The sequence below is a fragment of the Pseudomonas sp. K5002 genome, from assembly GCF_013386655.1.
In the GTDB taxonomy this organism is placed as follows: Bacteria; Pseudomonadota; Gammaproteobacteria; order Pseudomonadales; family Pseudomonadaceae; genus Aquipseudomonas.
Genome location: NZ_JACARK010000114.1, coordinates 1 through 26,906 on the forward strand (window position 1 = coordinate 1; position 26,906 = coordinate 26,906).

Annotated in this window: 32 protein-coding genes, 1 tRNA gene and 1 pseudogene; 10 read left to right on the top strand and 24 right to left on the bottom strand. The window is 57.5% G+C overall.

The annotated features are described in order from the left end of the window. The 14 genes from HX846_RS06995 to trmJ form a co-directional block, all read right to left on the bottom strand. On the bottom strand, nucleotides 1-591 hold a 591-nt coding region (locus tag HX846_RS06995; protein ID WP_178965180.1), incomplete at its 3' end, for a helix-turn-helix domain-containing protein. Beyond that, nucleotides 591-1,349, bottom strand: coding sequence for a type IV pilus biogenesis/stability protein PilW (gene pilW, locus HX846_RS07000; protein WP_008438284.1), 759 nt, complete (start codon nucleotides 1,347-1,349; stop codon nucleotides 591-593). The genes pilW and HX846_RS06995, both read right to left, overlap by 1 nt. A gap of 12 nt (nucleotides 1,350-1,361) precedes the next feature. Next, entirely contained in the window at nucleotides 1,362-2,510 is a 1,149-nt protein-coding gene (gene rlmN, locus HX846_RS07005) for a 23S rRNA (adenine(2503)-C(2))-methyltransferase RlmN (RefSeq protein WP_003209670.1), read from the bottom strand. 30 nt (nucleotides 2,511-2,540) lie between these two features. Beyond that, on the bottom strand, nucleotides 2,541-2,966 hold the full coding sequence (gene ndk / locus HX846_RS07010; protein ID WP_003175956.1) for a nucleoside-diphosphate kinase: 426 nt from the start codon (nucleotides 2,964-2,966) through the stop codon (nucleotides 2,541-2,543). Nucleotides 2,967-3,057: 91 nt separating this feature from the next. After that, on the bottom strand, nucleotides 3,058-3,258 hold the full coding sequence (iscX, locus tag HX846_RS07015) for a Fe-S cluster assembly protein IscX (protein WP_177116667.1): 201 nt from the start codon (nucleotides 3,256-3,258) through the stop codon (nucleotides 3,058-3,060). A 14-nt stretch (nucleotides 3,259-3,272) separates the two neighbouring features. Next, nucleotides 3,273-3,614 carry an ISC system 2Fe-2S type ferredoxin gene (fdx, locus tag HX846_RS07020; protein ID WP_003209674.1) on the bottom strand — a complete coding sequence of 114 codons (342 nt, stop codon included), beginning with the start codon at nucleotides 3,612-3,614 and terminating at the stop codon, nucleotides 3,273-3,275. A 3-nt stretch (nucleotides 3,615-3,617) separates the two neighbouring features. Then, a complete protein-coding gene (hscA, locus tag HX846_RS07025; protein ID WP_087695132.1) occupies nucleotides 3,618-5,480 on the bottom strand; it encodes a Fe-S protein assembly chaperone HscA in 1,863 nt (620 codons plus the stop codon). Nucleotides 5,481-5,531: 51 nt separating this feature from the next. Continuing rightward, nucleotides 5,532-6,053 (bottom strand): co-chaperone HscB, encoded by a 522-nt coding sequence (gene hscB / locus HX846_RS07030; protein WP_008438289.1) that lies wholly within the window; start codon nucleotides 6,051-6,053, stop codon nucleotides 5,532-5,534. A gap of 8 nt (nucleotides 6,054-6,061) precedes the next feature. Beyond that, nucleotides 6,062-6,385, bottom strand: a complete 324-nt coding sequence (gene iscA, locus HX846_RS07035) for an iron-sulfur cluster assembly protein IscA (protein WP_003209680.1) — start codon at nucleotides 6,383-6,385, stop codon at nucleotides 6,062-6,064. Between the two features lie 28 nt (nucleotides 6,386-6,413). After that, nucleotides 6,414-6,800 carry a Fe-S cluster assembly scaffold IscU gene (iscU, locus tag HX846_RS07040; RefSeq protein WP_003209682.1) on the bottom strand — a complete coding sequence of 129 codons (387 nt, stop codon included), beginning with the start codon at nucleotides 6,798-6,800 and terminating at the stop codon, nucleotides 6,414-6,416. A gap of 102 nt (nucleotides 6,801-6,902) precedes the next feature. Further along, nucleotides 6,903-8,117, bottom strand: coding sequence for an IscS subfamily cysteine desulfurase (locus tag HX846_RS07045; RefSeq protein WP_008438290.1), 1,215 nt, complete (start codon nucleotides 8,115-8,117; stop codon nucleotides 6,903-6,905). A gap of 50 nt (nucleotides 8,118-8,167) precedes the next feature. Beyond that, on the bottom strand, nucleotides 8,168-8,659 hold the full coding sequence (iscR, locus tag HX846_RS07050; RefSeq protein WP_003210305.1) for a Fe-S cluster assembly transcriptional regulator IscR: 492 nt from the start codon (nucleotides 8,657-8,659) through the stop codon (nucleotides 8,168-8,170). A 299-nt stretch (nucleotides 8,660-8,958) separates the two neighbouring features. Continuing rightward, nucleotides 8,959-9,741 (bottom strand): serine O-acetyltransferase, encoded by a 783-nt coding sequence (cysE, locus tag HX846_RS07055; protein WP_003210306.1) that lies wholly within the window; start codon nucleotides 9,739-9,741, stop codon nucleotides 8,959-8,961. Nucleotides 9,742-9,743: 2 nt separating this feature from the next. Beyond that, the gene (trmJ, locus tag HX846_RS07060; RefSeq protein WP_003210307.1) at nucleotides 9,744-10,514 is read right to left on the bottom strand and encodes a tRNA (cytosine(32)/uridine(32)-2'-O)-methyltransferase TrmJ; all 771 of its coding nucleotides are present in this window, start codon (nucleotides 10,512-10,514) and stop codon (nucleotides 9,744-9,746) included. 145 nt (nucleotides 10,515-10,659) lie between these two features. Between trmJ and suhB the strand changes: the two genes are divergently transcribed. Beyond that, nucleotides 10,660-11,475, top strand: a complete 816-nt coding sequence (gene suhB, locus HX846_RS07065) for an inositol-phosphate phosphatase (RefSeq protein WP_003175971.1) — start codon at nucleotides 10,660-10,662, stop codon at nucleotides 11,473-11,475. 51 nt (nucleotides 11,476-11,526) lie between these two features. Here the strand turns inward: suhB and HX846_RS07070 are convergent, their stop codons facing one another. The 6 genes from HX846_RS07070 to queA form a co-directional block, all read right to left on the bottom strand. Next, nucleotides 11,527-12,075: a glycine zipper 2TM domain-containing protein gene (locus tag HX846_RS07070; protein ID WP_003210309.1), complete on the bottom strand. Its 549-nt coding sequence runs from the start codon at nucleotides 12,073-12,075 to the stop codon at nucleotides 11,527-11,529. A 123-nt stretch (nucleotides 12,076-12,198) separates the two neighbouring features. Then, on the bottom strand, nucleotides 12,199-13,113 hold the full coding sequence (gene secF, locus HX846_RS07075) for a protein translocase subunit SecF (protein ID WP_003210311.1): 915 nt from the start codon (nucleotides 13,111-13,113) through the stop codon (nucleotides 12,199-12,201). A 9-nt stretch (nucleotides 13,114-13,122) separates the two neighbouring features. Next, complete coding sequence (gene secD / locus HX846_RS07080; protein ID WP_003210312.1) at nucleotides 13,123-14,991, bottom strand: protein translocase subunit SecD; 1,869 nt, start codon at nucleotides 14,989-14,991, stop codon at nucleotides 13,123-13,125. A 62-nt stretch (nucleotides 14,992-15,053) separates the two neighbouring features. Continuing rightward, nucleotides 15,054-15,392, bottom strand: a complete 339-nt coding sequence (gene yajC, locus HX846_RS07085) for a preprotein translocase subunit YajC (protein WP_003175975.1) — start codon at nucleotides 15,390-15,392, stop codon at nucleotides 15,054-15,056. A 43-nt stretch (nucleotides 15,393-15,435) separates the two neighbouring features. After that, nucleotides 15,436-16,551, bottom strand: coding sequence for a tRNA guanosine(34) transglycosylase Tgt (gene tgt, locus HX846_RS07090; RefSeq protein WP_003210314.1), 1,116 nt, complete (start codon nucleotides 16,549-16,551; stop codon nucleotides 15,436-15,438). A gap of 5 nt (nucleotides 16,552-16,556) precedes the next feature. Continuing rightward, complete coding sequence (gene queA, locus HX846_RS07095; RefSeq protein WP_087695134.1) at nucleotides 16,557-17,606, bottom strand: tRNA preQ1(34) S-adenosylmethionine ribosyltransferase-isomerase QueA; 1,050 nt, start codon at nucleotides 17,604-17,606, stop codon at nucleotides 16,557-16,559. Between the two features lie 108 nt (nucleotides 17,607-17,714). Between queA and HX846_RS07100 the strand changes: the two genes are divergently transcribed. The 3 genes from HX846_RS07100 (at nucleotide 17,715) to HX846_RS07110 (ending at nucleotide 19,527) form a co-directional block, all read left to right on the top strand. After that, nucleotides 17,715-17,799, top strand: a tRNA-Leu gene (locus tag HX846_RS07100). A gap of 631 nt (nucleotides 17,800-18,430) precedes the next feature. Further along, nucleotides 18,431-19,096: an acetyltransferase gene (locus tag HX846_RS07105; protein ID WP_008438437.1), complete on the top strand. Its 666-nt coding sequence runs from the start codon at nucleotides 18,431-18,433 to the stop codon at nucleotides 19,094-19,096. Further along, entirely contained in the window at nucleotides 19,096-19,527 is a 432-nt protein-coding gene (locus HX846_RS07110; RefSeq protein ID WP_087695135.1) for a MaoC family dehydratase, read from the top strand. The genes HX846_RS07105 and HX846_RS07110 overlap by 1 nt, the downstream gene beginning before the upstream one ends. Nucleotides 19,528-19,658: 131 nt before the next feature. Here HX846_RS07110 and HX846_RS07115 read toward each other — a convergent pair whose 3' ends face one another. Continuing rightward, the gene (locus HX846_RS07115) at nucleotides 19,659-20,690 is read right to left on the bottom strand and encodes a hypothetical protein (RefSeq protein ID WP_083853252.1); all 1,032 of its coding nucleotides are present in this window, start codon (nucleotides 20,688-20,690) and stop codon (nucleotides 19,659-19,661) included. A gap of 562 nt (nucleotides 20,691-21,252) precedes the next feature. Here HX846_RS07115 and HX846_RS07120 point away from each other — a divergent pair. Continuing rightward, nucleotides 21,253-21,582, top strand: coding sequence for a hypothetical protein (locus HX846_RS07120; protein WP_003210318.1), 330 nt, complete (start codon nucleotides 21,253-21,255; stop codon nucleotides 21,580-21,582). Here HX846_RS07120 and HX846_RS07125 read toward each other — a convergent pair. Continuing rightward, complete coding sequence (locus HX846_RS07125; protein ID WP_134325800.1) at nucleotides 21,579-22,214, bottom strand: LysE family translocator; 636 nt, start codon at nucleotides 22,212-22,214, stop codon at nucleotides 21,579-21,581. The genes HX846_RS07120 and HX846_RS07125 overlap by 4 nt on opposite strands. A 157-nt stretch (nucleotides 22,215-22,371) precedes the next feature. On the opposite strand from HX846_RS07125, the gene HX846_RS07130 reads away from it, so the two are divergent. The 5 genes and pseudogenes from HX846_RS07130 to HX846_RS07150 all read left to right on the top strand — a co-directional run bounded on the left by HX846_RS07130 (nucleotide 22,372) and on the right by HX846_RS07150 (nucleotide 25,161). Continuing rightward, complete coding sequence (locus HX846_RS07130) at nucleotides 22,372-22,740, top strand: PH domain-containing protein (protein WP_003210321.1); 369 nt, start codon at nucleotides 22,372-22,374, stop codon at nucleotides 22,738-22,740. Between the two features lie 37 nt (nucleotides 22,741-22,777). After that, the gene (locus HX846_RS07135; RefSeq protein WP_003210323.1) at nucleotides 22,778-23,098 is read left to right on the top strand and encodes a hypothetical protein; all 321 of its coding nucleotides are present in this window, start codon (nucleotides 22,778-22,780) and stop codon (nucleotides 23,096-23,098) included. A gap of 125 nt (nucleotides 23,099-23,223) precedes the next feature. Continuing rightward, nucleotides 23,224-24,388 (top strand): annotated as a pseudogene (locus HX846_RS07140) (S-type pyocin domain-containing protein). Between the two features lie 14 nt (nucleotides 24,389-24,402). Further along, nucleotides 24,403-24,681: a colicin E3-like toxin immunity protein gene (locus tag HX846_RS07145; RefSeq protein ID WP_008438442.1), complete on the top strand. Its 279-nt coding sequence runs from the start codon at nucleotides 24,403-24,405 to the stop codon at nucleotides 24,679-24,681. Nucleotides 24,682-24,690: 9 nt separating this feature from the next. Further along, nucleotides 24,691-25,161 carry a hypothetical protein gene (locus HX846_RS07150; protein ID WP_178965181.1) on the top strand — a complete coding sequence of 157 codons (471 nt, stop codon included), beginning with the start codon at nucleotides 24,691-24,693 and terminating at the stop codon, nucleotides 25,159-25,161. Here the strand turns inward: HX846_RS07150 and HX846_RS07155 are convergent. Together HX846_RS07155 and HX846_RS07160 are read right to left on the bottom strand one after the other, a co-directional pair. Continuing rightward, nucleotides 25,118-26,515, bottom strand: coding sequence for a sensor histidine kinase (locus HX846_RS07155; protein ID WP_178965182.1), 1,398 nt, complete (start codon nucleotides 26,513-26,515; stop codon nucleotides 25,118-25,120). The genes HX846_RS07150 and HX846_RS07155 overlap by 44 nt on opposite strands. Continuing rightward, nucleotides 26,512-26,906, bottom strand: a 395-nt coding sequence (locus HX846_RS07160; RefSeq protein ID WP_178965183.1) for a winged helix-turn-helix domain-containing protein, incomplete at its 5' end; no start/stop codon positions are given. The genes HX846_RS07160 and HX846_RS07155, both read right to left, overlap by 4 nt.

A 26,906-nucleotide genomic window follows, 5' to 3' on the forward strand; every position in this document is an offset into this window, starting at 1 on the left:
GGCAGTACCTGCTTCGGGCGCAGGCTGCTCGGCGCTTGGCTCTGCCTCAGGCGCCGCCTGCCCCTGGGCCACGGCCTGGTCTTCCGGCTCATCCAACGGATGAATCTGGGTGGTGCCGTCGGCGCTTTCGACTTCGACGTGCTCCATGGCGTTGCTGGACAAGTCTTTGCCACGCTGGGCGGTCTGATCCTGCCACCATACAAAACCACCGCCGATCACGGCGATGAGCAGCAACAGGCTGACAATGCGCAAAATGGTGTGGGAAACCCGCACAGGCTCTTCAATGCGGCCAAGACCATGGACATTGCTGCCCTGGGAATCGGTACCGGTGATTTGGTCGAACTCCTGGACCAATGCAGCCTGGTCGATACCCAGCAACTTGGCGTAGGCGCGGATATAGCCGCGGGCAAAGGTGTGCCCTGGCAGCTTGTCGAATGCGCCAGCTTCAAGGTTGCCCAATGAAGTCGTGGTCAAATTGAGCTTGAGGGCCACTTCTGCCAGCGACCAACCATTGCTTTCGCGGGCCTGACGCAAGGTCTCGCCTGGGTTTCCACGATTAGCTGCTACAACTTCCGGGTGCGCCGCTTTCATCATTGCTCCGACAGGTATTGCTGATATTCCGGCGTACCGGGATAGAGTCGTTCGAGTTGCTGGCCAAAACGTGCGGCCTTGTCGCGTTCTTCATGAACCGTCGCCAGGCGCACACCGAGCAATAGACTACGTGCATTTTGCCCGCTCAGCAGGCTAAAACGCTCGTAATAGTCACGTGCCGGCACATAATGCCTGTCTTCGAAGGACAACTCAGCCATTTCGAGCAAGGCCCGTGGCTGGCGCTGGTTCAGGTGCAGGGCTTTTTCCAGTTGCTGGCGTGCGGTGTCGCGCTGGCCGAGAAGCATTGAGGTCACCCCCAGGTTCTCGAAAACCCGCGAACGCTCAGGATAGAGGGTATCGGCCGCAGCCTGCTGGAAATATTCGGATGCCTGGGCATAACGTTTCTGCGCAAACAAAAAACTGCCGTAGTTATTCAGCAGTCTTGGGTCGCCAGGGCGTGTGGCCAGGGCCTTGTGGAAATATTGATCGGCCAATTCAGGCTCGGCCTGGGCCTGGAACACCAAAGCCAGCGCAGCATTGGCGTCAGCGTCGCTGCCATCCAGCTCAAGGGCCTTCTTCAGCGGCACCTTGGCCTGTTCGGTCATCCCTTGCTGCAAGTACCCCAAGCCCAGTTGCACATAGGCAGCTCGCGCTTCGTCACGGCCCTTGCCGGTTTGCAACGGGCTGTCATGGCCCGATGAAACACAGCCAGCCGCGAGGCTGGCAACAAGCAAAAGCAGCGCAAGGCGCAAGGGCATAGAGATCCTCTCTCAGGTTCGAGTCGCGGCGCTTTGCGGCATATCGTCGGCGGCACTCAATTCACGCACGGCGATATAACGTTCGCTGCGACGGGTGCGATCCAGCACCTGTCCTACCAATTGGCCACATGCCGCATCGATGTCTTCGCCGCGGGTGGTGCGCACGGTGACATTGAAGCCTGCATGGTGCAGTTGATCCTGGAAACGGCGAATGGCGTTGTTGCTCGGCCGCTCATAGCCAGAATGGGGAAACGGGTTAAACGGAATCAGGTTGATCTTGCACGGTACGTTCTTGAGCAACTCGATCATCTCGACCGCGTGCTCGACCTTGTCGTTGATGTCCTTGAGCATGGTGTACTCAATGGTCAACACACGCTTTTCGCCCAAGGTCGCCATGTAGCGCTGGCAAGATTCGAGCAGCATCTTAAGCGGATACTTCTTGTTGATCGGCACCAATTGGTTACGCAATGCGTCATTCGGTGCGTGCAGCGACAACGCCAGGGAGACGTCGATGTGCTTGGCCAGCTCATCGATCATCGGTACCACGCCGGAGGTCGACAGGGTCACGCGGCGCTTGGAGATGCCGTAGCCCAGGTCGTCCATCATCAGGTGCATGGCCGCAACAACGTTGTCGAAGTTCAGCAGCGGCTCGCCCATGCCCATCATCACCACGTTGGTGATGGCACGGTCGGCGGTCGCCGGGATGCTGCCGAACGATTTATTGGCAATCCACACCTGGCCGATGACTTCGGCGGCGGTGAGGTTGCTGTTGAAACCTTGCTTGCCGGTGGAGCAGAAACTGCAGTCCAGGGCACAGCCTGCCTGGGACGAAACGCACAGAGTGCCGCGCTTGCCCTGGGGAATGTACACGGTCTCGACGCAGCTGCCGGACGCCACGCGCACCACCCACTTACGGGTGCCGTCGGTGGAAATGTCCTCGCTGACCACTTCGGGGCCGCGAACTTCGGCAATGGCCTTGAGCTTGTCGCGCAGGGCCTTGCTGACGTTCGTCATGGCGTCGAAATCATCGACGCCAAGATGGTGAATCCACTTCATTACCTGAGCGGCACGAAAACGCTTCTCCCCGATTGAGTCGAAGAATTTTTCCATTTCCTGTTGAGTCAGACCCAGCAGGTTGGTTTTTGCAGTCAATGTAGTCATGGATTCACCTTCGCTCTTTTAAGCCAATGCTTAGCGAGCGGTTACTTCAGTAGCAGCGAAAAAGTACGAGATTTCGCGGGCAGCAGCGGCTTCGGAGTCCGAACCGTGAACGGCGTTGGCGTCGATCGATTCAGCGAAGTCAGCACGGATGGTGCCGGCAGCAGCTTCTTTAGGGTTGGTAGCGCCCATCAGCTCACGGTTCAGAGCGATAGCGTTTTCGCCTTCCAGAACCTGAACAACAACAGGACCGGAGATCATGAAGGCAACCAGGTCGCCGAAGAAACCACGAGCGCTGTGCTCAGCGTAGAAGCCTTCAGCTTCGGCTTTGGACAGTTGCTTGAGTTTCGAAGCTACAACCTTCAGGCCGGCTTTTTCGAAACGAGTGGTGATCTCGCCGATGACGTTTTTTGCAACAGCGTCAGGCTTGATGATGGAGAAAGTACGTTGAACAGCCATGGTGTAACTCCAGAAACGGTAATTTGCGAAAAATTAAACCCGCGAATTATACGCGGGTTCTTGGGTATTGCCTAACTGCGTAAGGGAGGCTTCAGTCCTGCTCTTCTTTCCAGGCAGTCTGAATAGCTTCAAGCACCTTTTCACCGCCGCGTTCCCGGTCATCTTCGAACCCTGGCAAGGCCATGACCATGTCACGCAAAGCTACAAAGTTCAGCGAATAAGGGTTCAAGTCCGGGTGACCATCGGCCAGCAGGATAGCGATTTCTTGTACATCAACCCATTTCAGGCTCATGACATTTCCTTGAATCAATGCGGCGCTTCGGCGGCATGGTTGAGCGAATACTTCGGAATCTCGACGGTGAGGTCTTCTGTTCCCACTTTTGCCTGACAGCTCAATCGCGACGTCGGCTCAAGGCCCCACGCCCTATCAAGATAGTCCTCTTCCAGCTCATCAGCCTCTTCGAGGCTATTGAAACCTTCGCGGATGATGCAATGGCACGTGGTACAGGCGTTGACGCCGCCGCAGGCGCTTTCGATCTCGATGTGGTTATCGTGAGCGACTTCGAGAATGGACTTGCCGGTCTCAGCCTCCACAACCATACCGTCCGGGCAATGCTCGGCGTGTGGCAGAAAAATGATCTGCGGCATCAGTTAATCCTCAAGTTCATTCAAGTTGCGGCCCGCCAGGGCGGCTTTTACCGTCTGGTCCATACGACGGGCGGCAAAGGCATCGGTCACTTGCGACAGGCGCTTGGTCTGTTGCTCGATGGCGTAACCATCGGTGCCTTTCATCAATTCAGCCAGTTCCTGCATTTGCAGGTCGATAACCATGCGCTCTTCGGCATCCAGCAGACGTTCGCCGTCAGCTTCCAGGGCGCCCTGCACCGCTTCGAGCAGGCGCTGGGCGTCGACTTGCTGCTCACGCAGCACGCGGGCGACCTTGTCGTCACCGGCGTACTGGAACGAATCCTTGAGCATCTTGGCGATTTCACCGTCGGTCAGGCCGTAGGACGGCTTGACCTGGATGCTGGCTTCAACGCCGGAGGCCAGTTCGCGAGCGGCAACGCTGAGCAAGCCGTCGGCGTCGACCTGGAAGGTCACGCGAATCTTCGCCGCACCAGCCACCATCGCAGGAATGCCGCGCAATTCGAAGCGCGCCAGGGAACGGCAGTCGCTGATCAGCTCACGCTCGCCTTGCAGCACGTGAATCATCATGGCCGTCTGGCCATCTTTGTACGTGGTGAAGTCCTGGGCGCGGGCAACGGGGATGGTGGTGTTGCGTGGAATCACCTTCTCCATCAGGCCGCCCATGGTTTCCAGCCCCAGGGACAACGGGATCACGTCGAGCAGAAGCAGTTCGCCACCATCACGCTTGTTACCGGCGAGGGTATCGGCCTGGATCGCGGCACCGATAGCCACCACTTGATCCGGGTCGATTTCAGTCAGCGGCTGACGGCCGAAGGCTTCAGCGACCGCCTCACGAACACGCGGCACGCGGGTCGAACCACCCACCATGACCACGGCGACCACGTCTTCCAGCTCGACACCGGAATCACGCACGGCGCGGCGGCAGGCTTTCAGGCTGCGGGCGACCATCGGTTCGATCAACGAATCGAACGCTTCGCGGGTCAGTTGAGCCGACCAGCTACCGTAGGAAACTTCAACCGACGCAGCGTCAGTCAGCGCTTCTTTGGCGGCACAGGCAGTTTGCAGCAAATTACGTTGCGCACCCGGGTCCAGGTCGGCAGACAAGCCGGCGCTGGTGATGATCCAGCCAGCAATGGCGTGATCGAAGTCATCGCCACCCAGGGCGGTATCGCCACCGGTAGCCAGCACTTCGAAGACACCGCCGGTCAGGCGCAGGATCGAAATATCAAAGGTACCGCCGCCCAGGTCGTAAATAGCCACCAGGCCTTCGGCGTGCTGATCCAGGCCGTAAGCCACCGCGGCTGCGGTCGGCTCGTTGAGCAGGCGCAGCACGTTCAGGCCGGCAAGTTTCGCCGCATCCTTGGTGGCCTGGCGCTGAGCGTCATCGAAATATGCAGGAACAGTAATCACCGCACCTACCAGTTCGCCACCCAAGGTGGTCTCGGCGCGCTGGCGCAAGACCTTGAGGATATCGGCCGACACTTCCACCGGGCTTTTCGGGCCCTGGATCGTGTCGATGAACGGCATATGTGATTCGCCGCCGACAAAGCGGTATGGAAGCTGGTCGCCCAGCTGCTTGACGTCGGACAAACCACGACCCATCAAGCGCTTGACCGACAGCACGGTATTCAAAGGATCGGTAGACGCCGCCAGCTTGGCCGACTCGCCCACTTCGGTGCGGTCAGCGTGATAACGCACGGCAGACGGCAGGATGACCTGGCCATCCGCGTCGGGCAGCGGCTCGGAAAGACCGCTGCGCAATGCAGCGACCAGCGAATTGGTAGTGCCCAAGTCAATCCCGACCGCCAGACGACGCTGGTGCGGTTGAGGACTTTGACCGGGTTCGGCGATCTGCAGTAGGGCCATGGTAATCAGGACTTATCTGTATATCAGGCGTGCAACCTGGGCGGCACTGGGTTAATCGTCGAGGCGCTCTTCTAACTGGCGCACTTCGTAGGTGAGCTTGTCGAGGAACTGCATGCGCCGCATCAGGCGTTCGGCCTGTTCACGTTGCGCTGCATCATCCCAACAGGCTGCGAAGCTTTCGTTGAGTTCATCCTGGGCCACTTTCAGACGGCGCTTGAACACTGCGACTCCGGCCAGATCAGCCTCGTCCTGCAGTTCTTCAAGCTCCTCGCGCCATTGCATCTGCTGCATCAGGAAATCAGGGTCCTGGACCGTGACTTCAAGCGGCAGCTCGCGACCGCCCATCGCGAGCAGGTAGCGCGCGCGTTTGGGAGGATTCTTGAGCGTCTGATAGGCTTCGTTGAGGCTGGCTGATTGCTCCAGCGCCAGGCGTTGCTCACGCTCGGAAGCGTCAGCGAAGCGGTCCGGATGCACCCCACGCGCCAGTTCACGGTAGCGCGTGGCAAGCTGTTCAAGGTCCAGTCGAAAACTCGGCTGCAGCTCGAACAAAGCGAAATGACAAGGAGTACCCACAATCAGCCTCAGATGTTGAAGCTTTCGCCGCAGCCACATTCACCGCGTACGTTGGGGTTGTTGAACTTGAAGCCTTCGTTCAACCCTTCCTTGACAAAATCGAGTTCGGTGCCGTCCAGGTAGGTCAGGCTTTTCGGGTCGATGATCACTTTTTCGCCGTGACTCTCGAACACCTGATCTTCCTCGACCACCTCGTCGACAAACTCCAGCACGTAGGCAAGGCCGGAACAGCCCGTGGTGCGAACACCCAGACGAATCCCCTCACCTTTACCGCGCCCATTCAGGGAGCGGCGAATGTGCTGCGCAGCCGCTTCTGTCATGCTGATAGCCATCGTGACTCCTTACTCGTCGCCAAATTGCTTAGATCAAGCCTTTCTTCTGCTTGTAGTCGCGAACGGCCGCCTTGATGGCGTCTTCTGCGAGTACCGAGCAGTGGATTTTCACTGGCGGCAAGGCCAGCTCTTCGGCCAGCTGGGTGTTGCTGATAGTCACAGCCTCATCCAGGGTCTTGCCTTTCATCCATTCGGTCGCCAGGGAGCTGGAGGCGATGGCCGAACCGCAACCGTAGGTCTTGAACTTGGCGTCTTCGATAACGCCAGCTTCGTTGACCTTGATCTGCAGGCGCATAACGTCGCCGCACGCCGGAGCGCCGACCATGCCGGTGCCGACATCAGGGTCTTCCGCGTTCATCTTGCCGACGTTGCGCGGGTTTTCGTAGTGGTCGATGACCTTTTCGCTGTAAGCCATGGTACTGAATCCTCACTCATCAGGGCCGCTCTGGAGCCCTGTAAACACGCCTGCGTTTTCCGCCACGTCTTTACAGAGCCTTTTGGGTGGCGGCTTCTATATTTAGTGTGCCGCCCACTCGATCTTGGAAATGTCGACACCGTCCTTGTACATGTCCCACAGCGGGGACAAGGTACGCAGCTTGGTGACGGCCTCGCAGACTTTCTGCGCGGCGTAGTCGACTTCTTCTTCGGTGGTGAAACGGCCGAATGTAAAGCGGATCGAGCTGTGAGCCAGTTCGTCGTTGCGGCCCAGGGCGCGCAGGACGTAAGACGGCTCAAGGGAAGCCGAGGTGCAGGCCGAGCCGGACGAAACCGCCAGGTCCTTGAGCGCCATGATCAGCGACTCGCCTTCGACGTAGTTGAAGCTCAAATTCAGGTTGTGCGGTACACGGGCGGTCATGCTGCCGTTGATGTACAGCTCTTCAAGGTGCTCGACCTGCTTGTAGAAGCGATCGCTCAGGGCCTTGATGCGCACGTTTTCGGCAGCCATGTCTTCCTTGGCCACACGGAACGCTTCGCCGATGCCGACGATCTGGTGGGTCGCCAGGGTGCCCGAACGCATGCCGCGCTCGTGACCGCCGCCGTGCATGGTGGCTTCGATACGTACGCGAGGCTTGCGGCTCACGTAGAGCGCGCCAATGCCTTTAGGGCCGTAGGTCTTGTGGGCAGAGAACGACATCAGGTCGACTTTCAGTTTCGACAGGTCAATATCGACCTTGCCGGTGGACTGCGCAGCGTCGACGTGCAGCAACACACCCTTGGAGCGGGTCAGCTCGCCGATGGCGGCGATGTCGTTGATGGTGCCGATTTCGTTGTTCACGTGGATCACGGAAACCAGGATGGTGTCTTCACGCATCGCGGCTTCGATCATCGCAGGGGTCACGATACCGTCGGTGGTTGGCTCGAGGTAGGTCACCTCAAAACCTTCACGCTCCAGTTGGCGCATGGTGTCGAGGACAGCCTTGTGCTCAATCTTGGTGGTGATCAGGTGTTTGCCTTTGGTCGCGTAGAAATGCGCCGCACCCTTGATTGCCAGGTTGTCGGACTCGGTGGCACCGGAGGTCCAGACGATTTCACGTGGGTCGGCATTCACCAGGTCAGCGACCTGGCGACGAGCGTTTTCCACTGCCTCTTCAGCTTTCCAGCCGAAAACGTGGGAACGGGACGCCGGGTTACCGAAGTTTCCGTCAACCAGCAGGCATTCGCTCATCTTTTGCGCGACACGCGGATCAACCGGGGTGGTCGCTGAGTAATCAAGGTAAATCGGCAATTTCATGGACTTTCTCCTAAATCAGGCTGGCTGGCGTGCCGTTAGCTCTTCGGCTGTCACTCGACGGCGGACGCTTCAATCTTGTCCAGACGCGGCGCCTTGGTGTTGCAACGGCGCTGGTCCTGACGCTGGGCTACTTCTTGCACCTCACGGCGAGTCACAAGATCAGCCAAGCTGATACCACTCAAAAACTCATGGATCTGCAGGCTCAGGTCACACCACAAGTGGTGCGTAAGGCAGGTGTCGCCTGCGTGGCAATCACCCAGGCCCTGGCATTTGGTGGCATCGACGGATTCGTTCACCGCGTCGATCACCTGGGCGACCTGGATGCCCTGCATGTCGCGGGACAGTTGATAGCCGCCGCCTGGACCACGAACGCTGGAAACCAGATTGCTGCGGCGCAACTTGGCGAACAACTGCTCGAGGTAGGACAGGGAAATGCCTTGGCGCTCGGAGATATCGGCCAGGGACACCGGCCCATTTTGCGCGTGCAAGGCCAGGTCAAGCATGGCGGTCACCGCGTATCGGCCTTTTGTAGTCAGTCTCATGGACAAGTACCAAGGTGTTTCAGAATGGGAGCAAGTATGCGATTCCCGAGTATTTAAGTCAACTATAAGACCTAGTACTTTAGTCAGGAATACCCGTAAAAAGGGCGCGCGAATCATAGCAGGGCGGGACGGGATGGACCAGCGGGAACAGGGCCAAGCCCCCAACCTCAAGACCAATGGAGATCAAATGTGGGAGCTGGCTTGCCTGCGATAACGGTTTGCCAGCCAGCCTTTCCGGCACTGACTCGCCGCCATCGCAGGCAAGCCAGCTCCCACAGGGATCGCTACCGGCTCAAGAGTCAGCCAGCTTTGGTAGCGCTTTCGTCCTTGATCTCGGCAAAGTCTTCCTTGCGCAGCTCAGGCAGATCCTTGGCGCAGTAGCTGCTGCCGAGGTCTTTCAGGGCGCCGCACATACCGTCCAGCTTGCCGTCCACCGCTTGCAGGTGATCCAGCAACTGACCGATGGCACGCGCTACCGGGTCAGGCATGTCTTCGCTGACGCCATAGGCATCGAAGCCGATCTTCTCGGCCATGGCCTTGCGCTTGGCTTCCTGCTCATCACCCACTTCCGGCTTGACGATGATCCGCCCGGGAATGCCGACAACCGTTGCGCCAGGCGGTACAGCCTTGGTCACCACAGCATTGGAGCCGACCTTGGCGCCCGCACCGACGGTAAACGGACCGAGCACCTTCGCGCCCGCCCCGACTACAACGCCATCTTCCAGCGTAGGGTGGCGCTTGCCTTTGTTCCAGGTTGTGCCACCCAGGGTCACGCCCTGGTACAGGGTCACGTCATCACCAATCTCGGCGGTCTCGCCAATAACGATGCCCATCCCGTGGTCGATAAAAAAGCGGCGGCCGACCTTGGCGCCCGGATGAATCTCAATCCCGGTCAACCAACGGCCGAAGTTCGACACCAGCCGCGCCAGCCATTTCCAGCCCATGCCCCACAAGGCGCCGGACAGGCGATGGATCCAGATCGCATGCATGCCCGGGTAGCAGGTCAGCACTTCAAAGGCGTTGCGCGCCGCCGGGTCACGGTGGAAAACACTCTGGATATCTTCTCGCAAACGCTCGAACATTTTTAATCCTTCCGCTTAAGAAGCTCGCCACGGGCCGCTTTCTGGGTTTCCGTGAGGATGCCACGCAATATATTCATTTCTGCCCGGCTGACCGAGCTGCGTCCGTATAGCCGGCGCAGACGCGCCATCAAGTGCCGCGGTTTTTCCGGATCGAGGAATTCGATGGCCACCAGGGTTTGCTCCAGGTGCTCATAGAACCGCTCAAGCTCGTCCATGGTGGCCAGTTCGCCACTCTTGGTCGATGCAACCTCGTCCTTTTCAACCTTGCTTGGCTGGCCTTCAGCGGCCAGCCAAGCCATGCGCACTTCATAGCTCAACACCTGCACCGCTGCCCCGAGGTTCAGCGAACTGAACTCGGGGTCTGATGGGATGTGCACGTGATAATGACATCGCTGCAGCTCTTCATTGGTCAGGCCGGAGTCTTCACGGCCGAATACCAAGGCGATTTCAGCGCCGCCGGCGGCCTCTTCCACGACTTTGGTCCCGCATTCGCGAGGATCCAGCAGCGGCCAGGGGATGCGACGGTCGCGAGCGCTGGTGCCGAGCACCAGGTTGCAGCCGACCAGGGCGTCTTCCAGGGTGGCAACGACCTGGGCTTTTTCGAGGATGTCATTGGCGCCGGACGCGCGCGCATCGGCCTCGTGGTGCGGGAACACCCGCGGCTCCACCAGCACCAGGCGCGTCAGCCCCATGTTCTTCATGGCTCGCGCCACGCCGCCGATATTGCCGGGATGACTGGTATTGACGAGGACGACACGGATGTTTTGCAGCAAGGGAGGCGCTCTCGGACACGGGAAAGGGGAGCAAATCTTACAGAACAGCCTAAGGTTATGCCATGAAAGGTAACGTCGTCCTTCACCTGAAGAAAGTTTCTGCTAGAATGCTCGGCTTTCTTTAACAACCTTAGGTGACACATCCATGCAGCCCATGCTGAATATCGCGCTGCGCGCCGCCCGCAGCGCCAGTGAATTGATCTTCCGCTCCATCGAGCGCCTGGATACCATCAAGGTCGACGAAAAAGACGCCAAGGATTACGTATCCGAGGTGGATCGCGCTGCCGAGCAGAAAATCATCGACGCGCTGCGCAAGGCCTACCCTACCCACGGCATCCTCGGTGAAGAAACCGGCCTGCACAAAGGTAGCGGCGAAGGCGAAGACTACCTGTGGATCATCGACCCACTGGATGGCACCACCAACTTCCTGCGCGGTATCCCGCACTTTGCCGTGAGCATTGCCTGCAAATACCGTGGCCGCCTGGAACACGCCGTTGTGCTGGACCCGGTTCGCCAGGAAGAATTCACCGCCAGCCGTGGCCGTGGCGCCCAATTGAACGGTCGCCGCCTGCGCGTCAGCGGTCGCACCAGCCTCGACGGCGCCCTGCTGGGTACCGGCTTCCCATTCCGTGACGACCAGATGGACAACCTGGAAAACTACCTGGGCATGTTCCGCGCCCTGGTTGGCCAGACCGCCGGCATCCGTCGCGCCGGCGCAGCCAGCCTGGACCTGGCGTATGTCGCTGCCGGCCGTTTTGATGCGTTCTGGGAGTCGGGCCTGTCCGAGTGGGACATGGCTGCAGGCGCACTGCTGATTCAAGAAGCGGGCGGCCTGGTGAGCGACTTCACCGGTGGTCACGACTTCCTGGAGAAGGGTCACGTGGTTGCCGGCAACACCAAATGCTTCAAGGCAGTCCTGACGGCGATCCAGCCGCATCTGCCGGCTTCGCTGAAGCGCTAAGCGAGCGAGCACAAAAAAGCACCCCTCGGGGTGCTTTTTTTATACCTGGGATTACTGCTGCGGCTGGTTCTGACCGATAACCAGGCGCCCTTCCTTGTCGACGGGGATCTGGTTGCCTGGATCACGATCCATGCGCACGGAGCCTTCCTTGCCGTCCAGGGTGTAACGTACGTCGTACCCGACAACCTTGTCGCTGATGTCATTAACGGTATTACAACGAGTTTGCGTGGTGGTGTAGGTATCGCGGTTCTGCATGCCTTCCTGAACCTTGTTACCAGCGTAACCACCACCGACCGCACCGGCCACGGTGGCCAGCTTCTTGCCATTACCGCCGCCGACCTGATTACCCAACAGGCCGCCCGCCAGCGCACCGACCACCGTACCGACGATCTGATGCTGATCCTGCACAGGTTTCTGCCGGGTTACGGCAACATCCTTGCAGACTTCACGCGGGGTTTTAATCTGGGTTTTCACCGGCTGCACCGCCAGCACTTGCGCATACTCAGGGCCGCTTTTTACCAGGCTGTAGGTGGCAACAGCACCCCCGGCAGTCACACCGACAGCACCCAATACCGCACCAACCAGTAACGACTTGTTCACGTGAACCTCCTGACCATCACAAACGGACCGAACGATCCGCGCTATACCCAGCCTTGGAGCAAAAAAAAAGGCGCGAGTTCAATACTCGCGCCTTATTTGTAACAGCAGATCAACAATCACCCATCAAGGGCGGTCGTCGACCTCCTTGCCGGTGCTGGCAGGAGGGATCAAGTCTTCGCTGTTGAGGTTCAGCCAGATCAGTACCACGTTGGCGATGTAGATCGACGAGTAGGTACCCGCCAGCACGCCGATGAACAGCGACAGCGAGAAGCCCCACAGGTTGTCGCCACCGAACACCATCAGTGCGGCAATCGCCAGCAAGGTGGAGATCGAAGTCGCCATGGTGCGCAGCAGGGTCTGGGTGGTGGAGATGTTGATGTTCTCGATCAACGTCGCCTTGCGCAGCACCCGGAAGTTCTCACGAACCCGGTCGAATACCACGATGGTGTCGTTGAGGGAGTAGCCAATGATTGCCAGCACCGCCGCCAATACCGTCAGGTCGAAGGTGATCTGGAAGTAGGCCAGGATACCCACGGTCACGATCACGTCGTGGATCAGCGACACAATGGCGCCGACACCGAACTTCCACTGAAAGCGGAAAGCCAGGTAGATCATGATGCCGACCAGCGCCATCAGCATGCCGAGGCCGCCCTGGTCGCGCAGCTCTTCACCTACCTGCGGGCCCACGAACTCGACGCGCTTGACCGACGCCGGGTTGTCGCCGCCGACCTTCTGCAAGGCCTCGGCTACCTGGTGACCCAGTTGCGGGTCTTCGCCGGGCATACGCACCAGCAGGTCAGTGGTGGCACCAAAGCTCTGCACGATAGCTTCGTGATAGCCGGCCTTGACCAGCTCGTTGCGCACCAGGCTAACGTCGGCCGGCTTCTCGTAGGTCAGCTCGATGAGCGTACCGCCGGTGAAGTCCAGACCGTAGTTCAGGCCCTTATGGAACCAGCTGAACAACGCCAGAACGGTAAGGAGCATGGTGAAGCCGAACGCAACGTTGCGAACGCCCATGAAGTTGATTGTACGTAACATGGCAGCCCCTTAAATCCACAACTTCTTGAAGTCACGTCCGCCAAAGATCAGGTTGACCATTGCGCGGGTCACCATGATGGCCGTGAACATCGAGGTAAAGATACCGAGGGACATGGTCACCGCAAAACCTTTGACCGGGCCGGTGCCCATGGCAAAGAGAATCCCGCCGACCAACAGGGTGGTCAGGTTGGAGTCGAGAATTGCAGTAAATGCCCGGCCGAAGCCTTCGTTGATTGCCCGTTGCACGGTCATGCCCGCAGCAATCTCTTCACGAATCCGCGAGAAGATCAGTACGTTGGCGTCAACCGCCATACCCATGGTGAGTACGATACCGGCGATACCTGGCAGGGTCAGCGTTGCACCCAGCAGCGACATCAGGGCCAGCAGCATCACCATGTTGCCCGCCAGCGCGACGGTGGCGATGACGCCGAAGAAGCGATAGATGGCGATGATGAACAGGGAGACGAACAGCATGCCCCACAGTGCAGCGTCGATACCCTTGGTGATGTTGTCAGCACCCAGGCTCGGGCCGATGGTACGTTCTTCAGCGAAGTACATCGGGGCGGCCAGGCCACCGGCACGCAGCAGCAGCGCCAGTTCGGATGACTCACCCTGGCCGTTCAGGCCGGTGATGCGGAATTGAGCACCCAGCGGCGACTGGATGGTCGCCAGGCTGATGATCTTCTTCTCTTCTTTAAAGGTCTGTACCGGTACGTCTTTCTCGACGCCGTCGACCACTTGCTTGGTGTAGGTGGTGACAGGACGCTGCTCGATGAAGATCACCGCCATGCTGCGACCGACGTTGCTGCGGGTTGCGCGGCTCATCAGTTCGCCGCCGTGGCCATCCAGGCGGATGTTCACTTCAGGCGTACCGTGCTCGCCGAAACCAGCCTTGGCGTCGGTCACCTGGTCACCCGTAATGATCAAGCCACGCTCGATCAGTGCAGGTGGACGATTGCCTTCACGGAACTCGAACTCTTCTGCAGTAGCACGGGTAGCACCCGGCTCAGCCGCCAGGCGGAATTCCAGGTTGGCTGTTTTACCCAGGATACGCTTGGCTTCAGCGGTGTCCTGCACGCCCGGCAGTTCAACCACGATGCGGTTGGCACCCTGGCGCTGAACGATCGGCTCGGCCACACCCAGCTCGTTGACGCGGTTACGTACCGTGGTCAAGTTCTGCTTGATCGAGTATTCACGGATTTCCGCCAGCTTGGCCGGGGTCATCGCCAGACGCAGTACCGCCTGACCATTGAGGTCGGCCGGAACAATGTCGAAATCGTTGAAGTTCTTGCGGATCAGCGCACGGGCCTGTTCGCGGGTTGCTTCGTCAGCAAAGCCCAGCTGGATGGCACCGTTGAGCTGCGGCAGGCTGCGATAACGCAGGCGCTCTTTACGCAGCAGGCTCTTCACATCGCCTTCGTAGACTTTCAGGCGAGCGTCGAGGGCCTTGTCCATGTCCACTTCCAGCAGGAAGTGCACACCACCGGACAAGTCCAGACCCAGCTTCATCGGGTGTGCGCCGATCGCGCGCAGCCATTTTGGCGTGGTCTGTGCCAGGTTCAGTGCGACGACGTAGTCATCACCCATGACCTTGCGCACAACGTCTTTTGCCGGCAATTGGTCTTCTTGCTTGGTCAGGCGCAACAAGCCGCCCTTCGCATCAGCAGCCAAACTTGCCGCTTTAACCTGGATACCCGCGTCGGTGAGCGCTTTGCTCGCACGGTCCAGATCAGCCTGATTGACCTGCAGCGCAGTGCTGGCGCCAGTGATCTGGATAGCCGGGTCATCAGGATAGAGATTGGGAGCGGAATAAATAAAACCGATCGCCAGCACCGCCAGGATCAGTACGTATTTCCACAGAGGGTATTTGTTCAGCATCACGCCGCCCGCTTATAACGCGGGGCGCCTTGCGCGCCCCGTCGATTGGTAAAGGTTGTTACTTAGATCGCTTTGAGCGTGCCTTTTGGCAGCGTGGCAGCGATGGCGCCCTTCTGGAACTTCATTTCTACGGTGTCGGAGACTTCCAGAACCACGAAAGCGTCGGACACTTTAGTGATCTTGCCGGCGATGCCGCCAGTGGTCACGACTTCGTCGCCTTTCTGCAAGCTGCCCAGCAGGTTCTTCTGCTCTTTGGCGCGCTTGGCCTGTGGACGCCAGATCATCAGGTAGAAAATGACCAGGAAGCCGACCAGGAAAATCCACTCAAAACCACCGCCCATAGGACCGGCAGCGGCCGGTGCAGCGGCATCAGCCATGGCATTAGAGATAAAAAAGCTCATTTAGCACTCCAGTTGCAAATAGTGAATCTTAGGGTCGGAAAACTCAGTCCAAGGGCGGCACAGGCAGCCCGCGCTTGGCATAGAAGGCATCGACGAAGGCGGCCAATGTACCCTGTTGAATAGCCTCGCGCAAACCAGCCATCAGGACTTGGTAGTGACGCAAATTGTGGATGGTATTCAACATGCTACCCAGCATTTCCCCACACTTGTCCAGATGGTGCAGATAAGCGCGCGAGAAGTTCTGGCAGGTGTAGCAGTCACAGGTAGGATCCAGCGGCGATTCATCATGGCGATGGAACGCGTTACGGATCTTCAGCACGCCTGTATCGATGAACAGATGCCCATTGCGGGCATTACGGGTTGGCATCACGCAATCGAACATGTCCACACCGCGGCGCACACCCTCTACGAGATCCTCCGGTTTGCCAACGCCCATAAGGTAACGAGGTTTGTCAGCCGGCATCAGGCCCGGCAGGTAATCCAGCACCTTGATCATCTCGTGCTTGGGCTCGCCCACTGACAGGCCGCCGATGGCCAGGCCGTCGAAGCCGATCTTGTCCAGGCCTTCGAGCGAGCGCTTGCGCAAGCTTTCATGCATGCCGCCCTGCACAATACCGAACAGGGCAGCGGTGTTATCGCCATGGGCGTTTTTCGAGCGCTGGGCCCAACGCAACGACAGTTCCATGGAAATCCGCGCGACGTCTTCATCGGCCGGGTACGGCGTGCACTCGTCGAAAATCATCACGATGTCGGAGCCCAGGTCACGTTGCACCTGCATCGACTCTTCCGGGCCCATGAACACTTTGGCGCCGTCCACCGGGGAGGCGAAGGTCACGCCCTCCTCCTTGATCTTGCGCATGGCGCCCAGGCTGAACACCTGGAAACCACCGGAGTCAGTGAGGATCGGGCCTTGCCACTTCATGAAGTCATGCAGGTCGCCATGCTTCTTGATCACTTCGGTGCCCGGGCGCAGCCACAGGTGGAAGGTGTTGCCGAGGATGATCTCGGCGCCCGTGGCGACGATGTCACGCGGCAGCATGCCTTTTACCGTGCCGTAGGTACCGACCGGCATAAAAGCCGGGGTCTCGACGGTACCGCGAGGGAAAGTCAAACGGCCGCGGCGAGCTTTACCATCCGTGGCCAGCAATTCAAACGACATACGACTCATGATTGTTCCTCTGGGCCGCGCGGCGCCGGATTACGGGTGATAAACATCGCATCACCGTAGCTGAAAAAACGGTATCCGTTATCGATGGCGGCTTGATAAGCGGCCATGGTCTCGGGATAACCGGCAAATGCCGACACCAGCATCAACAGCGTGGATTCCGGCAAATGGAAATTGGTCACCAGAGCATCGACCACATGAAACGGCCGGCCCGGGTAGATAAAGATGTCTGTGTCGCCACTGAACGGCTTGAGCACGCCATCGCGCGCCGCGCTTTCCAGCGAGCGCACGCTGGTCGTACCGACCGCCACCACCCGCCCGCCGCGCGCCTTGCACGCTTCAACCGCATCCACGACGTCCTGGCTGACTTCCAGCCACTCGCTGTGCATATGGTGGTCTTCGATGTTATCCACACGCACCGGCTGAAACGTGCCGGCCCCCACGTGCAGGGTCACATAGGCCGTTTCAACGCCTTTGGCGGCAATCGCATCCAGCAGCGGCTGGTCGAAATGCAGCCCCGCCGTCGGTGCAGCCACCGCGCCCAGTCGCTGGGAATACACCGTCTGATAACGCTCGCGGTCCGAGTCTTCATCCGGGCGGTCTATATAAGGAGGCAACGGCATATGGCCGACGCGTTCCAGCAGCGGCAACACTTCCTCGGCAAACCCAAGCTCGAACAACGCATCATGACGGGCCAGCATTTCTGCTTCGCCACCGCCATCGATAAGGATCTTCGAACCCGGTTTCGGCGACTTGCTGGAGCGCACATGGGCCAGCACGCGATGGCTGTCCAGCACCCGCTCCACCAGAATTTCCAGCTTGCCGCCGGATACTTTCTGGCCAAAAAGGCGAGCCGGAATCACCCGGGTATTGTTGAAAACCATCAAGTCGCCTGGGCGTAAATGCTCAAGCAAATCAGTGAATTGACGGTGTGCGAGGGCACCGCTGACCCCGTCCAGGGTCAGCAGTCGACTGGCGCGACGCTCGGCCAAAGGATGGCGAGCGATCAGCGAATCAGGGAGCTCAAAAGTAAAGTCAGCAACGCGCATGATGGGGTTCGTCTAGCAGGGCCGGGAAGTCTAGCGGAAATAGTGAAAATTGACCATGAAACGTGATTGACCAACGGTAATCTCATCTCTATACTTCGCCGCCATTGAGCCCTGATGGCGGAATTGGTAGACGCGGCGGATTCAAAATCCGTTTTCGAAAGGAGTGGGAGTTCGAGTCTCCCTCGGGGCACCATCTAAAGGTTTCATGTTGTTCTGACATGCTGCTGATACACAGCAAAGCCGGCCACTGCGCCGGCTTTCTTGTTTCTGCTTATCCCTTCTTTTCCAGTATGTTCCTTGTTGTCTTATTCGGCGTTGATGTATGTTCGCCAAAAATACGAACTTGGCTCCATGAAAATTGAAGCGGTCCGGCATCAAGCGCGCCCTTCTCGCTGACACAGTCCTGTTATCACTTGAACCCGAAGCCAAGCAGTGCTGTGAGACCTATGACGTCGCTCGTACTTACTTCCGTGCGCCGCAAGCAAGCCTGCCAGTCACTGCGGAACATGATCCATGTGCGAGCCAAGGACGCGTCAGGCGACGCCCTGACCGGCCGCTTCAGGCCAGAGCTCAGCACGAAGGTGAGCACCCGGTAGAAGCTCATTACAACAGAACACAGTACAATCAACCCCTTTAGAACCGCCGCCTCTTTACAAGACGATAGACAATCACAAGGAACATCGTCATGCAGCGCATCGTTTTGACGGTATAGCCCAGGCACGATGACAAAAGGCAGGCACACAACAACTCGTCGGTGACGAAGCAATTTCATTCGGAGCCGGCCGTGACTTGACAGCTGCCCAAATTCGTTAAAAGGAGTCAACATGAATACTTATGCAATTGTTGGAGCTGGGGGATTTGGCCGAGAAGTGCTGCCACTCGTAAGAGAGAAACTCGGCGTGCTCAGCGAGGAAAAATTTCAGATTGTATTTGTCGATGATGGATCGCAAGCGGCAGAGATTAACGGCGTAGCAGTGATGACCACCGCTGAATTCAATGCATTGTCATCAGGCGAAAAATTCTTCAACATCGCCATAGGTAATAGCAGGATTCGCGAGCGAATTGCCGCCGAAATGATTTCTTCGGGAGCGCTGCCATTCACAATACACTCCATCAATAACAGTGTAAGTTTAGACTGCAACGTAATAGGTGAGGGCGCAATTTTATGCCCATTCACAACCATTACATCCAATACAAAAATCGGGAAATACTTTCACGCCAACCTGTACTCTTATGTCGCACATGATTGCACGATAGGTGACTTCGTAACTTTCGCACCAAGCGTAAAATGTAACGGTAACGTCACCATAGAAGATCATGCCTATATAGGAACAGGTGCCATTATTAAGCAGGGAACACCAGAAAAACCAATTGTCATTGGTGAAGGGGCTGTTGTTGGGATGGGAGCCGTAGTGACCAAGAGCGTTGCACCGGGCACCGTAGTTGTCGGAAACCCGGCCAAACCACTTCGAAAGGGACTGGGCAGCTGATGAGAGACTTTACCATGGGGTCCGTTCCCATTGCTGAAATTACAGTTGGAATGAAGGCAAGCTACTCTCAAACTATAACGGACGCTGATATCAAGGCATTTGCAGGTATTAGTGGCGACCACAACCCTGTACACGTCGACAGAGAATATGCTGAGGCTTCAAGGTTTGGCAAGCGTATCGCACATGGATTAATGTCTGCTGGTTTTTTCTCTGCCATATTCGGCACAAAAATCCCGGGGCCTGGTTGTGTGTATGTATCGCAGAGCCTGAATTTTTTACGCCCCGTCTATATTGACGACACTATCGTTGCAGAAGTTACAGTAACTAAAGTAGACTTGGAAAAACGCCGAGTTTTTTTCGATACTATCTGTAGCGTAAAAGGCAAGAAAGTCATTAGCGGATCTGCAGAAATCTTTATCCCAAACAAATAGCAACCACCCCGCTTTTTTGGGCGGGGCGGTTTCATCAATGGCGCAGAATGACTATCTCAACTCGAGAGCTTCAAGGCTTACAGTTGGAGACTAAATTACAATAGTACCCCTCAACACAACGCGCCACTCGCTTAAGAAAAACTTTGCATATTAGAAATATAGCATTCAGTGTTTTCCGGGCTTTCGTAACGATCAAGGATGAGAGGCATGTCGGTCCTCGGGCGAAGAAAGCCACTTCTCAGCGATTGAGTGTAGACTCCAACGTTAACATTATTGCGACGAGCCCTTGCGTCGACCGACACGCTGTCAATACAGTAATTCATTGCACTGCCATTCCCACAAAGCTCGCCGCCGCTATTTATCATGCGGGATGAGTCCTGCCCTTCCATCACGACACCCCAAGCATTCTGCTCTGGCCCACCGCCTGGCACAGTGCCGGTGCAATAACAGTCGATCACAGAGTTGTTATTGCCGCCATTATCAATAAGAACAAGCGCTCGTCCTTTCCAATTAACCGACGTGATGTTCTGCACTGTACAATGCTGAGCGTAATGTAAATGCACGCCTACGGCGGAGTTCCCCGTAAATTCAAGACCTCGAATAAAGACGTTACGAATCGGCACACAAGTTGCCACGATAGCGCCGTTAGGATGTGCCGTCTTCAAGGCGTTATTAATTACCAAGGAGCCACCAAGCACGCGGAGAACTTGGCGAACCTCCATCGGTCCGTCGAGTGGCAGAGGCATACTTGCAAAATTAGTCGATGCATCCGAAATTACAATCCAATCCCCCGCCACATACTTTGTCGCGTCAGCGACGAAAATTTCAGTTTGATTCAGACCTGCTGCGCGAACAAGATAACTTGCCGGGCGTACCTTTCCTTGGTAATCAAACGCAGCATAACTTGGATCGGTAGGGGAGTTGGGGTTGCGGCCGATTCCGCTTGAATCAATTCGTACCTTTTCAATCCCCGGTGCTGGCTCGATGATGAGGCCATGAGCCGGAGTTAAATCCAACTTATTGAGAGATACGGGGGTCTTGATCGGGCATACGTCCCGATTGATTTGAATCCAACGATATCCAGCCTGAATGATTGATCTTAGCTGTGGCCCGTTATCGAGCGATGCGCTTGGCATAAACACATATGGAGTATCTTGATACATTGGTTACCTTATTCCTTAAATTAAATCGTCTCGCCTTCCTGGCGAGAAACAACTGTACATATAAACAGTACAAAAGTAAAGAAATGTGTAGGGATTTTCTCAGCCCCCCTAAATTCTGACACCACGTGAGCGCTCGATTCGATAAGCCTGCCGTAGCGCCAAGCGCAGTGACCAGCGTTGCCCTGGACTGAGCGGCGCGCCCGACCAAGGATATGATGCGCCTACTGGACATTGATCGTACGACCCTGCCTCCCCTTCAAATCTCGGCCAATGTTTGGATCAACCTCAAAGGCAGACAGTAAGCACACTGCGTAAGTATACTTGTCGCGGCCCGCCATCTTCACAGGGCAACAGTTGCAACAAAACGTCGTCACACAAACCTTCCTCTATGGTCACGTGTATGGACGAACTTGAAACACCTATGGCCCTCAAGGTTGCTGAATAGCTTGGCCCTCCCAATGAGGCGACCATCTTAAAAAGACCTTGAAGTCCAAGGTCTTTTTTTTCGCCTGCAGGAAAGTGATGATGGGCGGGCGAACGCGAGAAAAGAGGAACCTTGGCCATGGAACAGACGCTGGAAGCTGTAGCGCTTTTTGCGCTCAAGCTGGTGCATGAGACCGAAGGCGCGAGCCCGATTCTGCGGGACGACCTGGTCATGGACGGCTATGAGCGGGAGGTGTTTGGCTTGCTGGTGCGCAAGGGCGATATCAATGCCATCCAGCATAAGATCGACGAGTGCCTGGCATTGGCCCTCGAATCCCTGGGCGGTGCACACACCGTGATGGGCCGCGAGCTGCAACGGCTTGCGGTGGATGCGCGCCAAGCGACGACACTCGAAGAACTCAATGCCCCGCTCAACGCACTCAAGGATTACCTGAAGGCGATCCTTTAACGCCTGCCTTCGACCGCCATGCGTACAGCCAGGCCCATCAGCACCGAGCCCATCAACCAGCGCTGTACGGTTTGCCAGACCGGTTTGCGGATGAAGAACCCCGCGATCGAGCCCGCCATCAGAGCGATCAGCCCGTTGACGCTCACGCTGATCATGATCTGCGTAAAGCCCAGTACCAGCGATTGCGACAGCACACTGGCGTGCCCGTTGGGGTCGATAAACTGGGGCAGCAACGACAGATACATCACTGCCACTTTGGGATTCAGCAGGTTGGTGACAAAGCCCATCATGAACAGCTTGCGCGGGCTGTCCTTGGGCAAGTCCCGCACCTGGAACGGCGACCGGCCACCCGGCTTCACCGCCTGCCAGGCCAGGTAAACCAGATACAGCGCCCCGCCGAGCCGCAGCGCGTCGTAGGCATAGGGAACCGCCATCACCAACGCGGTGATACCCAATGCCGCGCAGAACATATAGACGACAAAACCCATCGCAACGCCGCCCAGGGAAATCAGCCCGGCCACTCGCCCCTGGCAGATCGACCGCGAAATGAGGTAAATCATGTTCGGGCCGGGCGTCAGCACCATGCCGAGCGAGATCAGGCCGTAGGCAAGCACGCTGGAGAGTTCGGGCATGGTGTGGCTCCTTGACGACGTAAAACCTTGTAATGGCCGGCGGGTTGTTGGCGCCATGGTAGGTCGATAAAAGGAACGCCGTTAGATACAGATCCGCGAGCAAAACGTCATACACCGGTACCGGCGTCTGCTGCACCACTCACCCAAGGAAAGGCACATGATCGACTTCAACAACAAAGGCTTCTTCAAGCTCAAGCAAAACAACGAATACGCCGAGCGCGTTTCGTCATTGCTGCTGGATGATGAGCAGGTCATCGATTCCTACAAGGCCATGCGCGATGGGGTGGTGTTCACCACCAAGCGCATCATCGCCGTGAACGTGCAGGGAATTACCGGCAGCAAAAAGGATTTCACGTCCCTGCCGTATAAAAATATCGTCGCGTATTCGGTGGAAACCTCGGGGACCTTTGACCTGGATTCGGAGTTGGAGATTTACTTTTCGGCGGTGGGGAAAGTGAAGTTTGAATTCACGGGAAAGACGTCGATTGTTGAGATATCGAGGGTGATTTCCAGGCATGTGCTTTGAACCGTTACGAAAACTCCGCTTTTAAGGATTTCCCACTATGGGCCCAAAAACCGCAGAGCTAATCGATGTGCTTGAGGAACTTGCCATCCTGCTGGAAAGCGATGGGGACAATCACTGGAGCCGATGGATGCGTAAGGCCAAAACCTTATTGCAAGCATCCGATTACTCCGGAATCACCTATTTGCGCTCTGCATACGGCGGAATGGGCTCGTTCAATGACCTCGTTCTTGGACAAAGCAGCGAAGGCGGCGTTTTTTCCTGGAAGCCTGGATACAAGGAGTTGAACGACCGGTTGGACGGGTTACGTAATAAAGCCGCGCAGTTGGGCGCGCAGATACAGCGCTCTCAGGCAGAGTAAGCGTGCTTGAATCAATGTAGCGATTGCTAAAGTGACTTTTCCCACACCTCCCATCGAACAACGAGAATTTCAGGTTCTTCTCCGCTCTCATAGGCTCGCTTCCTTGCACAGGGAAGTGAGTCGTCATGACAGAGCGCGCGTATCCAATTACCGAAGAAGAGCAGCTGAAGCGGCGAATCCTGACGCCGCAGCCTAAGCAGATTCCGTATTCACCGTTCATTGATTTGTATGAAGCCCCTCCCGCGCCCACGCCTGAACCCGCGAGAATTCCAGGCCATGTATTCGCCAAGTCGTGCCAGTTGCCCGACGGGATCATCAGCTACAACAACCCCACCGGTTATGTGCCGCTTGAGCTGATCAAGGATTACGGCCACTTCACGCTGTTAGGCGGACGGGAAGTGGACAGCCAAGGCGGCGTTTCCCTCAGGAAAATCAGCGGTAGTGCCCTACCCGTTGGGCTTGGCCAGCTTGTGCTGCGCACATCCGCGTTGGAGTCCGCGGCTGCGGCGGTCGGTGCCGCCGCTGGGGGGTTTGCTTGCAGGGCTGGTGGCGCTGGCCTGGCCGTCGGAGCTTGGCGACAGTGCGCTCTATAGCGAAGAGCAGCTTCGTCACCTGCAAAAAGCCCGTTCGCGGATGCGGTTGCATATCGAGCAACGCGCCGATGGGACGCTGAAGGGATATGGGTTTTACACCGGTAAAAATACCGACTGGCAGATGATCGATGTGGTGCAGTTTCAGAGTCGTGACAGTCAGTTCGTGGCGGATCTTGGCGAGGGTGTGGAGCTGATTTGGACGCCGGCCATTGATCCTGGCGACACCCTTGGCATACCGGCATTGGAGGCTGCACCACAAGCGCCGGTGATGTGGATTTATCCGCCGACGGAGGCGGCCAAACAGATGCTGGTGAACCCGATTTATCCGCCGGAGTATCGGGATTTTATTCTGGTTTTTTCGGTGGAGTCGGGGGTTCGGCCGCTGTATGTGGTGGTTAACGAACCACGAAAGGGGCTTAAAAACCCGGACCATGATTATTTCCCGGCCCCCAACGCTGCAGACATAACAGGCTTTCCAGGTCTGATAGACCAAAGACCCGTGACACCTAGAAAAGGCGGTAGCGGCTTACGCGAGCGCTGGATAGATGCCAAAGGGAGGAAAATATTTGAGTGGGATTCCAAGAAAGGCGAATTAGAAGTCTATCGAAACAGTGACCTTGCCCACCTAGGCGCATTCGATCCCTACACCGGTGAGCGCCGAGGTCGAGCAAAACCCGAACGCCGCATATACAGATAAGTGGAAAACACATCATGGTTATGAAAGTCAGATTGCGTTGGTACGACAAGCAAAGCAATTACGTGAAGGCAGATGAATACTCGGCAGATATTGATGACGCGGAGAGCTTTTTTGAAACACTAGGGTTGAGTCAAGAAACGGCGATATATGCGGACGTGTTCAACGTTCGCCCAAGCTGGATAGCGACTATCCAACCGCATTTCCAGCACGTAATTGAACCCGTGAACTTCGATTACCAAATCTCTTTCAGCTACCAAGGCACATGGCCGCCCCAATCCTCCAAGAAACCATAAAGGAATCCAATGAAAAAGCCCCCTCTCTACCGCTCAGTCAACACCCGCACGCACAACGTGCGTCACGGCAGTTGCCGCACCTACAGGCAACAACGCCATAGTAAAAGTGAAAAGAATTCCATGCTCAGCCGTGGATCAATGCATAGCCATCACCGGCACGGTCTCGATTACACGCCACTATTTCGGTTTCTTCTGTCCAAGGTCGGCCACCAATGGGATGCGATTTTCAGCGAAGCCAACTCCCGCTTGGACCGCCCGGATCCTGTGTTCTGGATGGTGGCTCTACATGAAAGCGAAAAAAGCGAATACGTACGAACGGACGAGTCTACCTATTACAGCGGCTTATACGTCGACGAGACTGGTCTACTGCAAAAAGTTAACCCACAACTGACACCCGCGTTCATGAAGCCGTTTTGCGACTGCTGCACCCACACCTTCAACGGTGTGGTATTCCCACCGGTTCCACCCCACAGGCGCTAAAACTCAACCGCGCACACAACCCACCCACCTCCCGGTTATACAACTCCAACCGCCCCCCAATCTTCCCCACGATCATCTGCACAATCGCCAACCCCAACCCCGCCCCATTTGCATTCCCACGGCTATAAAACCGCTCGAACAACCGCCCAATCTCCCCCTCATCAATCCCCGGCCCCGCATCCTCCACACACAGCTGCACCACGCCCGAATCCTCCTCCCGCACCACCACCCTCACCTCACTCCCCGCCGGCGAGAAATTCAGCGCATTGGTCACCAGGTTCTGCAGCGCAATCGCCAACGCTATCGGGTCCGTTTCAATCCAGCATTCCTCATCCCCTTCCAGCACCAACTCAACGCCTTTCTCCATCGCCAGGGGCGTCAGTTCCGCAAGTTCTTCGCGCACCAACTCCGTCAACGGCACACGCACTCGTACGGTGTTGTTCAACTGCGGCTCGATGCGCGCCATGGTCAGCAGTTGGCTGCCAATACGCGTCGCCCGGTCCACGCCATTCACCAGGAAGTCCAACGCCTCTCGCCGCTGCTCCTCGGTTTCCGCGCTCTGGGCGTTCTGCGCGTGAATGCGCAATATCGCCAACGGCGTGCGCAGTTCATGCGCCGCGTCCGCGATAAACCGACGCTCCCGCTCCAGCAGGTCATCCACCTGCACCAGCAGGCGGTTCAGCGCGGTTTGCATCGGTTCCAGGTCCGCCGGCAACGGTTCAAGTTGCAGCGGTCGCAACGTATTGCTGTCCCGCCCGCGAATGGCCTGGGCCATGGCGCGCAGGGGCTTGAGGCCCCAGCCGATGGTCAGCCAGATCAACAACGCCAGCAGCGGCACGCCAATCAGGATGGGCCAGAGGGTGTGGCGGATGATGCGCTGGATCACGTCCTGGCGAATGTCGTCGCGCTCGCCCACCCAGATCAGCAGGCCTTGTTGCATGTCGGCGAGCATGAACGCGCACCAGTCATTGCCGTTTTCCATCAGGTCGTGAGGCCCGAGGGTGGTGGGCGGTGCGTTGAGGATCGGCGCGTCGGTGGAGCGCACCAGCAGTTGGCCGTCGGCGCGCCATACCTGGAAGGTCAGGCGGGTTTCGTAGGGGTGCGCGGCGCCGTCTTCGCCGACACGGCTCATGGCTTGATCGAAAGCCTGGTAGAGGCGGTCCCAGTCGGCATCGCCGGGATCGCGCTGGCGCAGTACGCCTTGCAGCAAACGGGCGCTTTGGGCGAGTTGGGCGTCGTAGACTTCTTCGATTTCGTGGTGGCTGTCCCGCAGCACGAGCCAACTGATCAGGCCATCACCCAGCAGGATCAGCACCAGTACCGGAATGAGGATGCGCGCGCGGACCGAATTCATGGTTTGAGTTCCACCATGTAGCCCACGCCACGCACGGTGCGGATCAGTTCGGTGGAGAGTTTTTTGCGCAGATTGTGGATAAGGACTTCGAGGGTGTTGCTTTCGACGCGGTCCTGCCAGCCGTACAGCGCGCGGGACAACCGCTCGCGGGTGACGACTTTGCCGGGGCGCACCATCAGTTGGTGCAGCAGTTGGTATTCCATCGGCGTGACCACAACGTCCTCGCCTTGATAACTGACCTGTTGGGTCACCGGGTCCAGGCTCACGCCCGCATGTTCCAGCAATGGTTGCGCGCGGCCCTGGCTGCGGCGCAACAGGGCGCGCACACGGGCCTTGAACTCTTCGACGTCGAAGGGTTTGACCAGGTAGTCGTCGGCGCCGGCGTCCAGGC

Coding starts and splice junctions, on each gene's coding strand:
- pilW (WP_008438284.1), bottom strand. CDS start 1,349: ATGCCCTTGCGCCTTGCGCTGCTTTTGCTTGTTGCCAGCCTCGCGGCT.
- rlmN (WP_003209670.1), bottom strand. CDS start 2,510: ATGACTACATTGACTGCAAAAACCAACCTGCTGGGTCTGACTCAACAG.
- ndk (WP_003175956.1), bottom strand. CDS start 2,966: ATGGCTGTTCAACGTACTTTCTCCATCATCAAGCCTGACGCTGTTGCA.
- iscX (WP_177116667.1), bottom strand. CDS start 3,258: ATGAGCCTGAAATGGGTTGATGTACAAGAAATCGCTATCCTGCTGGCC.
- fdx (WP_003209674.1), bottom strand. CDS start 3,614: ATGCCGCAGATCATTTTTCTGCCACACGCCGAGCATTGCCCGGACGGT.
- hscA (WP_087695132.1), bottom strand. CDS start 5,480: ATGGCCCTACTGCAGATCGCCGAACCCGGTCAAAGTCCTCAACCGCAC.
- iscA (WP_003209680.1), bottom strand. CDS start 6,385: ATGGCTATCAGCATGACAGAAGCGGCTGCGCAGCACATTCGCCGCTCC.
- iscU (WP_003209682.1), bottom strand. CDS start 6,800: ATGGCTTACAGCGAAAAGGTCATCGACCACTACGAAAACCCGCGCAAC.
- HX846_RS07045 (WP_008438290.1), bottom strand. CDS start 8,117: ATGAAATTGCCGATTTACCTTGATTACTCAGCGACCACCCCGGTTGAT.
- iscR (WP_003210305.1), bottom strand. CDS start 8,659: ATGAGACTGACTACAAAAGGCCGATACGCGGTGACCGCCATGCTTGAC.
- cysE (WP_003210306.1), bottom strand. CDS start 9,741: ATGTTCGAGCGTTTGCGAGAAGATATCCAGAGTGTTTTCCACCGTGAC.
- suhB (WP_003175971.1), top strand. CDS start 10,660: ATGCAGCCCATGCTGAATATCGCGCTGCGCGCCGCCCGCAGCGCCAGT.
- secF (WP_003210311.1), bottom strand. CDS start 13,113: ATGTTACGTACAATCAACTTCATGGGCGTTCGCAACGTTGCGTTCGGC.
- secD (WP_003210312.1), bottom strand. CDS start 14,991: ATGCTGAACAAATACCCTCTGTGGAAATACGTACTGATCCTGGCGGTG.
- yajC (WP_003175975.1), bottom strand. CDS start 15,392: ATGAGCTTTTTTATCTCTAATGCCATGGCTGATGCCGCTGCACCGGCC.
- tgt (WP_003210314.1), bottom strand. CDS start 16,551: ATGTCGTTTGAATTGCTGGCCACGGATGGTAAAGCTCGCCGCGGCCGT.
- queA (WP_087695134.1), bottom strand. CDS start 17,606: ATGCGCGTTGCTGACTTTACTTTTGAGCTCCCTGATTCGCTGATCGCT.
- HX846_RS07105 (WP_008438437.1), top strand. CDS start 18,431: ATGAATACTTATGCAATTGTTGGAGCTGGGGGATTTGGCCGAGAAGTG.
- HX846_RS07110 (WP_087695135.1), top strand. CDS start 19,096: ATGAGAGACTTTACCATGGGGTCCGTTCCCATTGCTGAAATTACAGTT.
- HX846_RS07115 (WP_083853252.1), bottom strand. CDS start 20,690: ATGTATCAAGATACTCCATATGTGTTTATGCCAAGCGCATCGCTCGAT.
- HX846_RS07120 (WP_003210318.1), top strand. CDS start 21,253: ATGGAACAGACGCTGGAAGCTGTAGCGCTTTTTGCGCTCAAGCTGGTG.
- HX846_RS07125 (WP_134325800.1), bottom strand. CDS start 22,214: ATGCCCGAACTCTCCAGCGTGCTTGCCTACGGCCTGATCTCGCTCGGC.
- HX846_RS07130 (WP_003210321.1), top strand. CDS start 22,372: ATGATCGACTTCAACAACAAAGGCTTCTTCAAGCTCAAGCAAAACAAC.
- HX846_RS07135 (WP_003210323.1), top strand. CDS start 22,778: ATGGGCCCAAAAACCGCAGAGCTAATCGATGTGCTTGAGGAACTTGCC.
- HX846_RS07145 (WP_008438442.1), top strand. CDS start 24,403: ATGGTTATGAAAGTCAGATTGCGTTGGTACGACAAGCAAAGCAATTAC.
- HX846_RS07150 (WP_178965181.1), top strand. CDS start 24,691: ATGAAAAAGCCCCCTCTCTACCGCTCAGTCAACACCCGCACGCACAAC.
- HX846_RS07155 (WP_178965182.1), bottom strand. CDS start 26,515: ATGAATTCGGTCCGCGCGCGCATCCTCATTCCGGTACTGGTGCTGATC.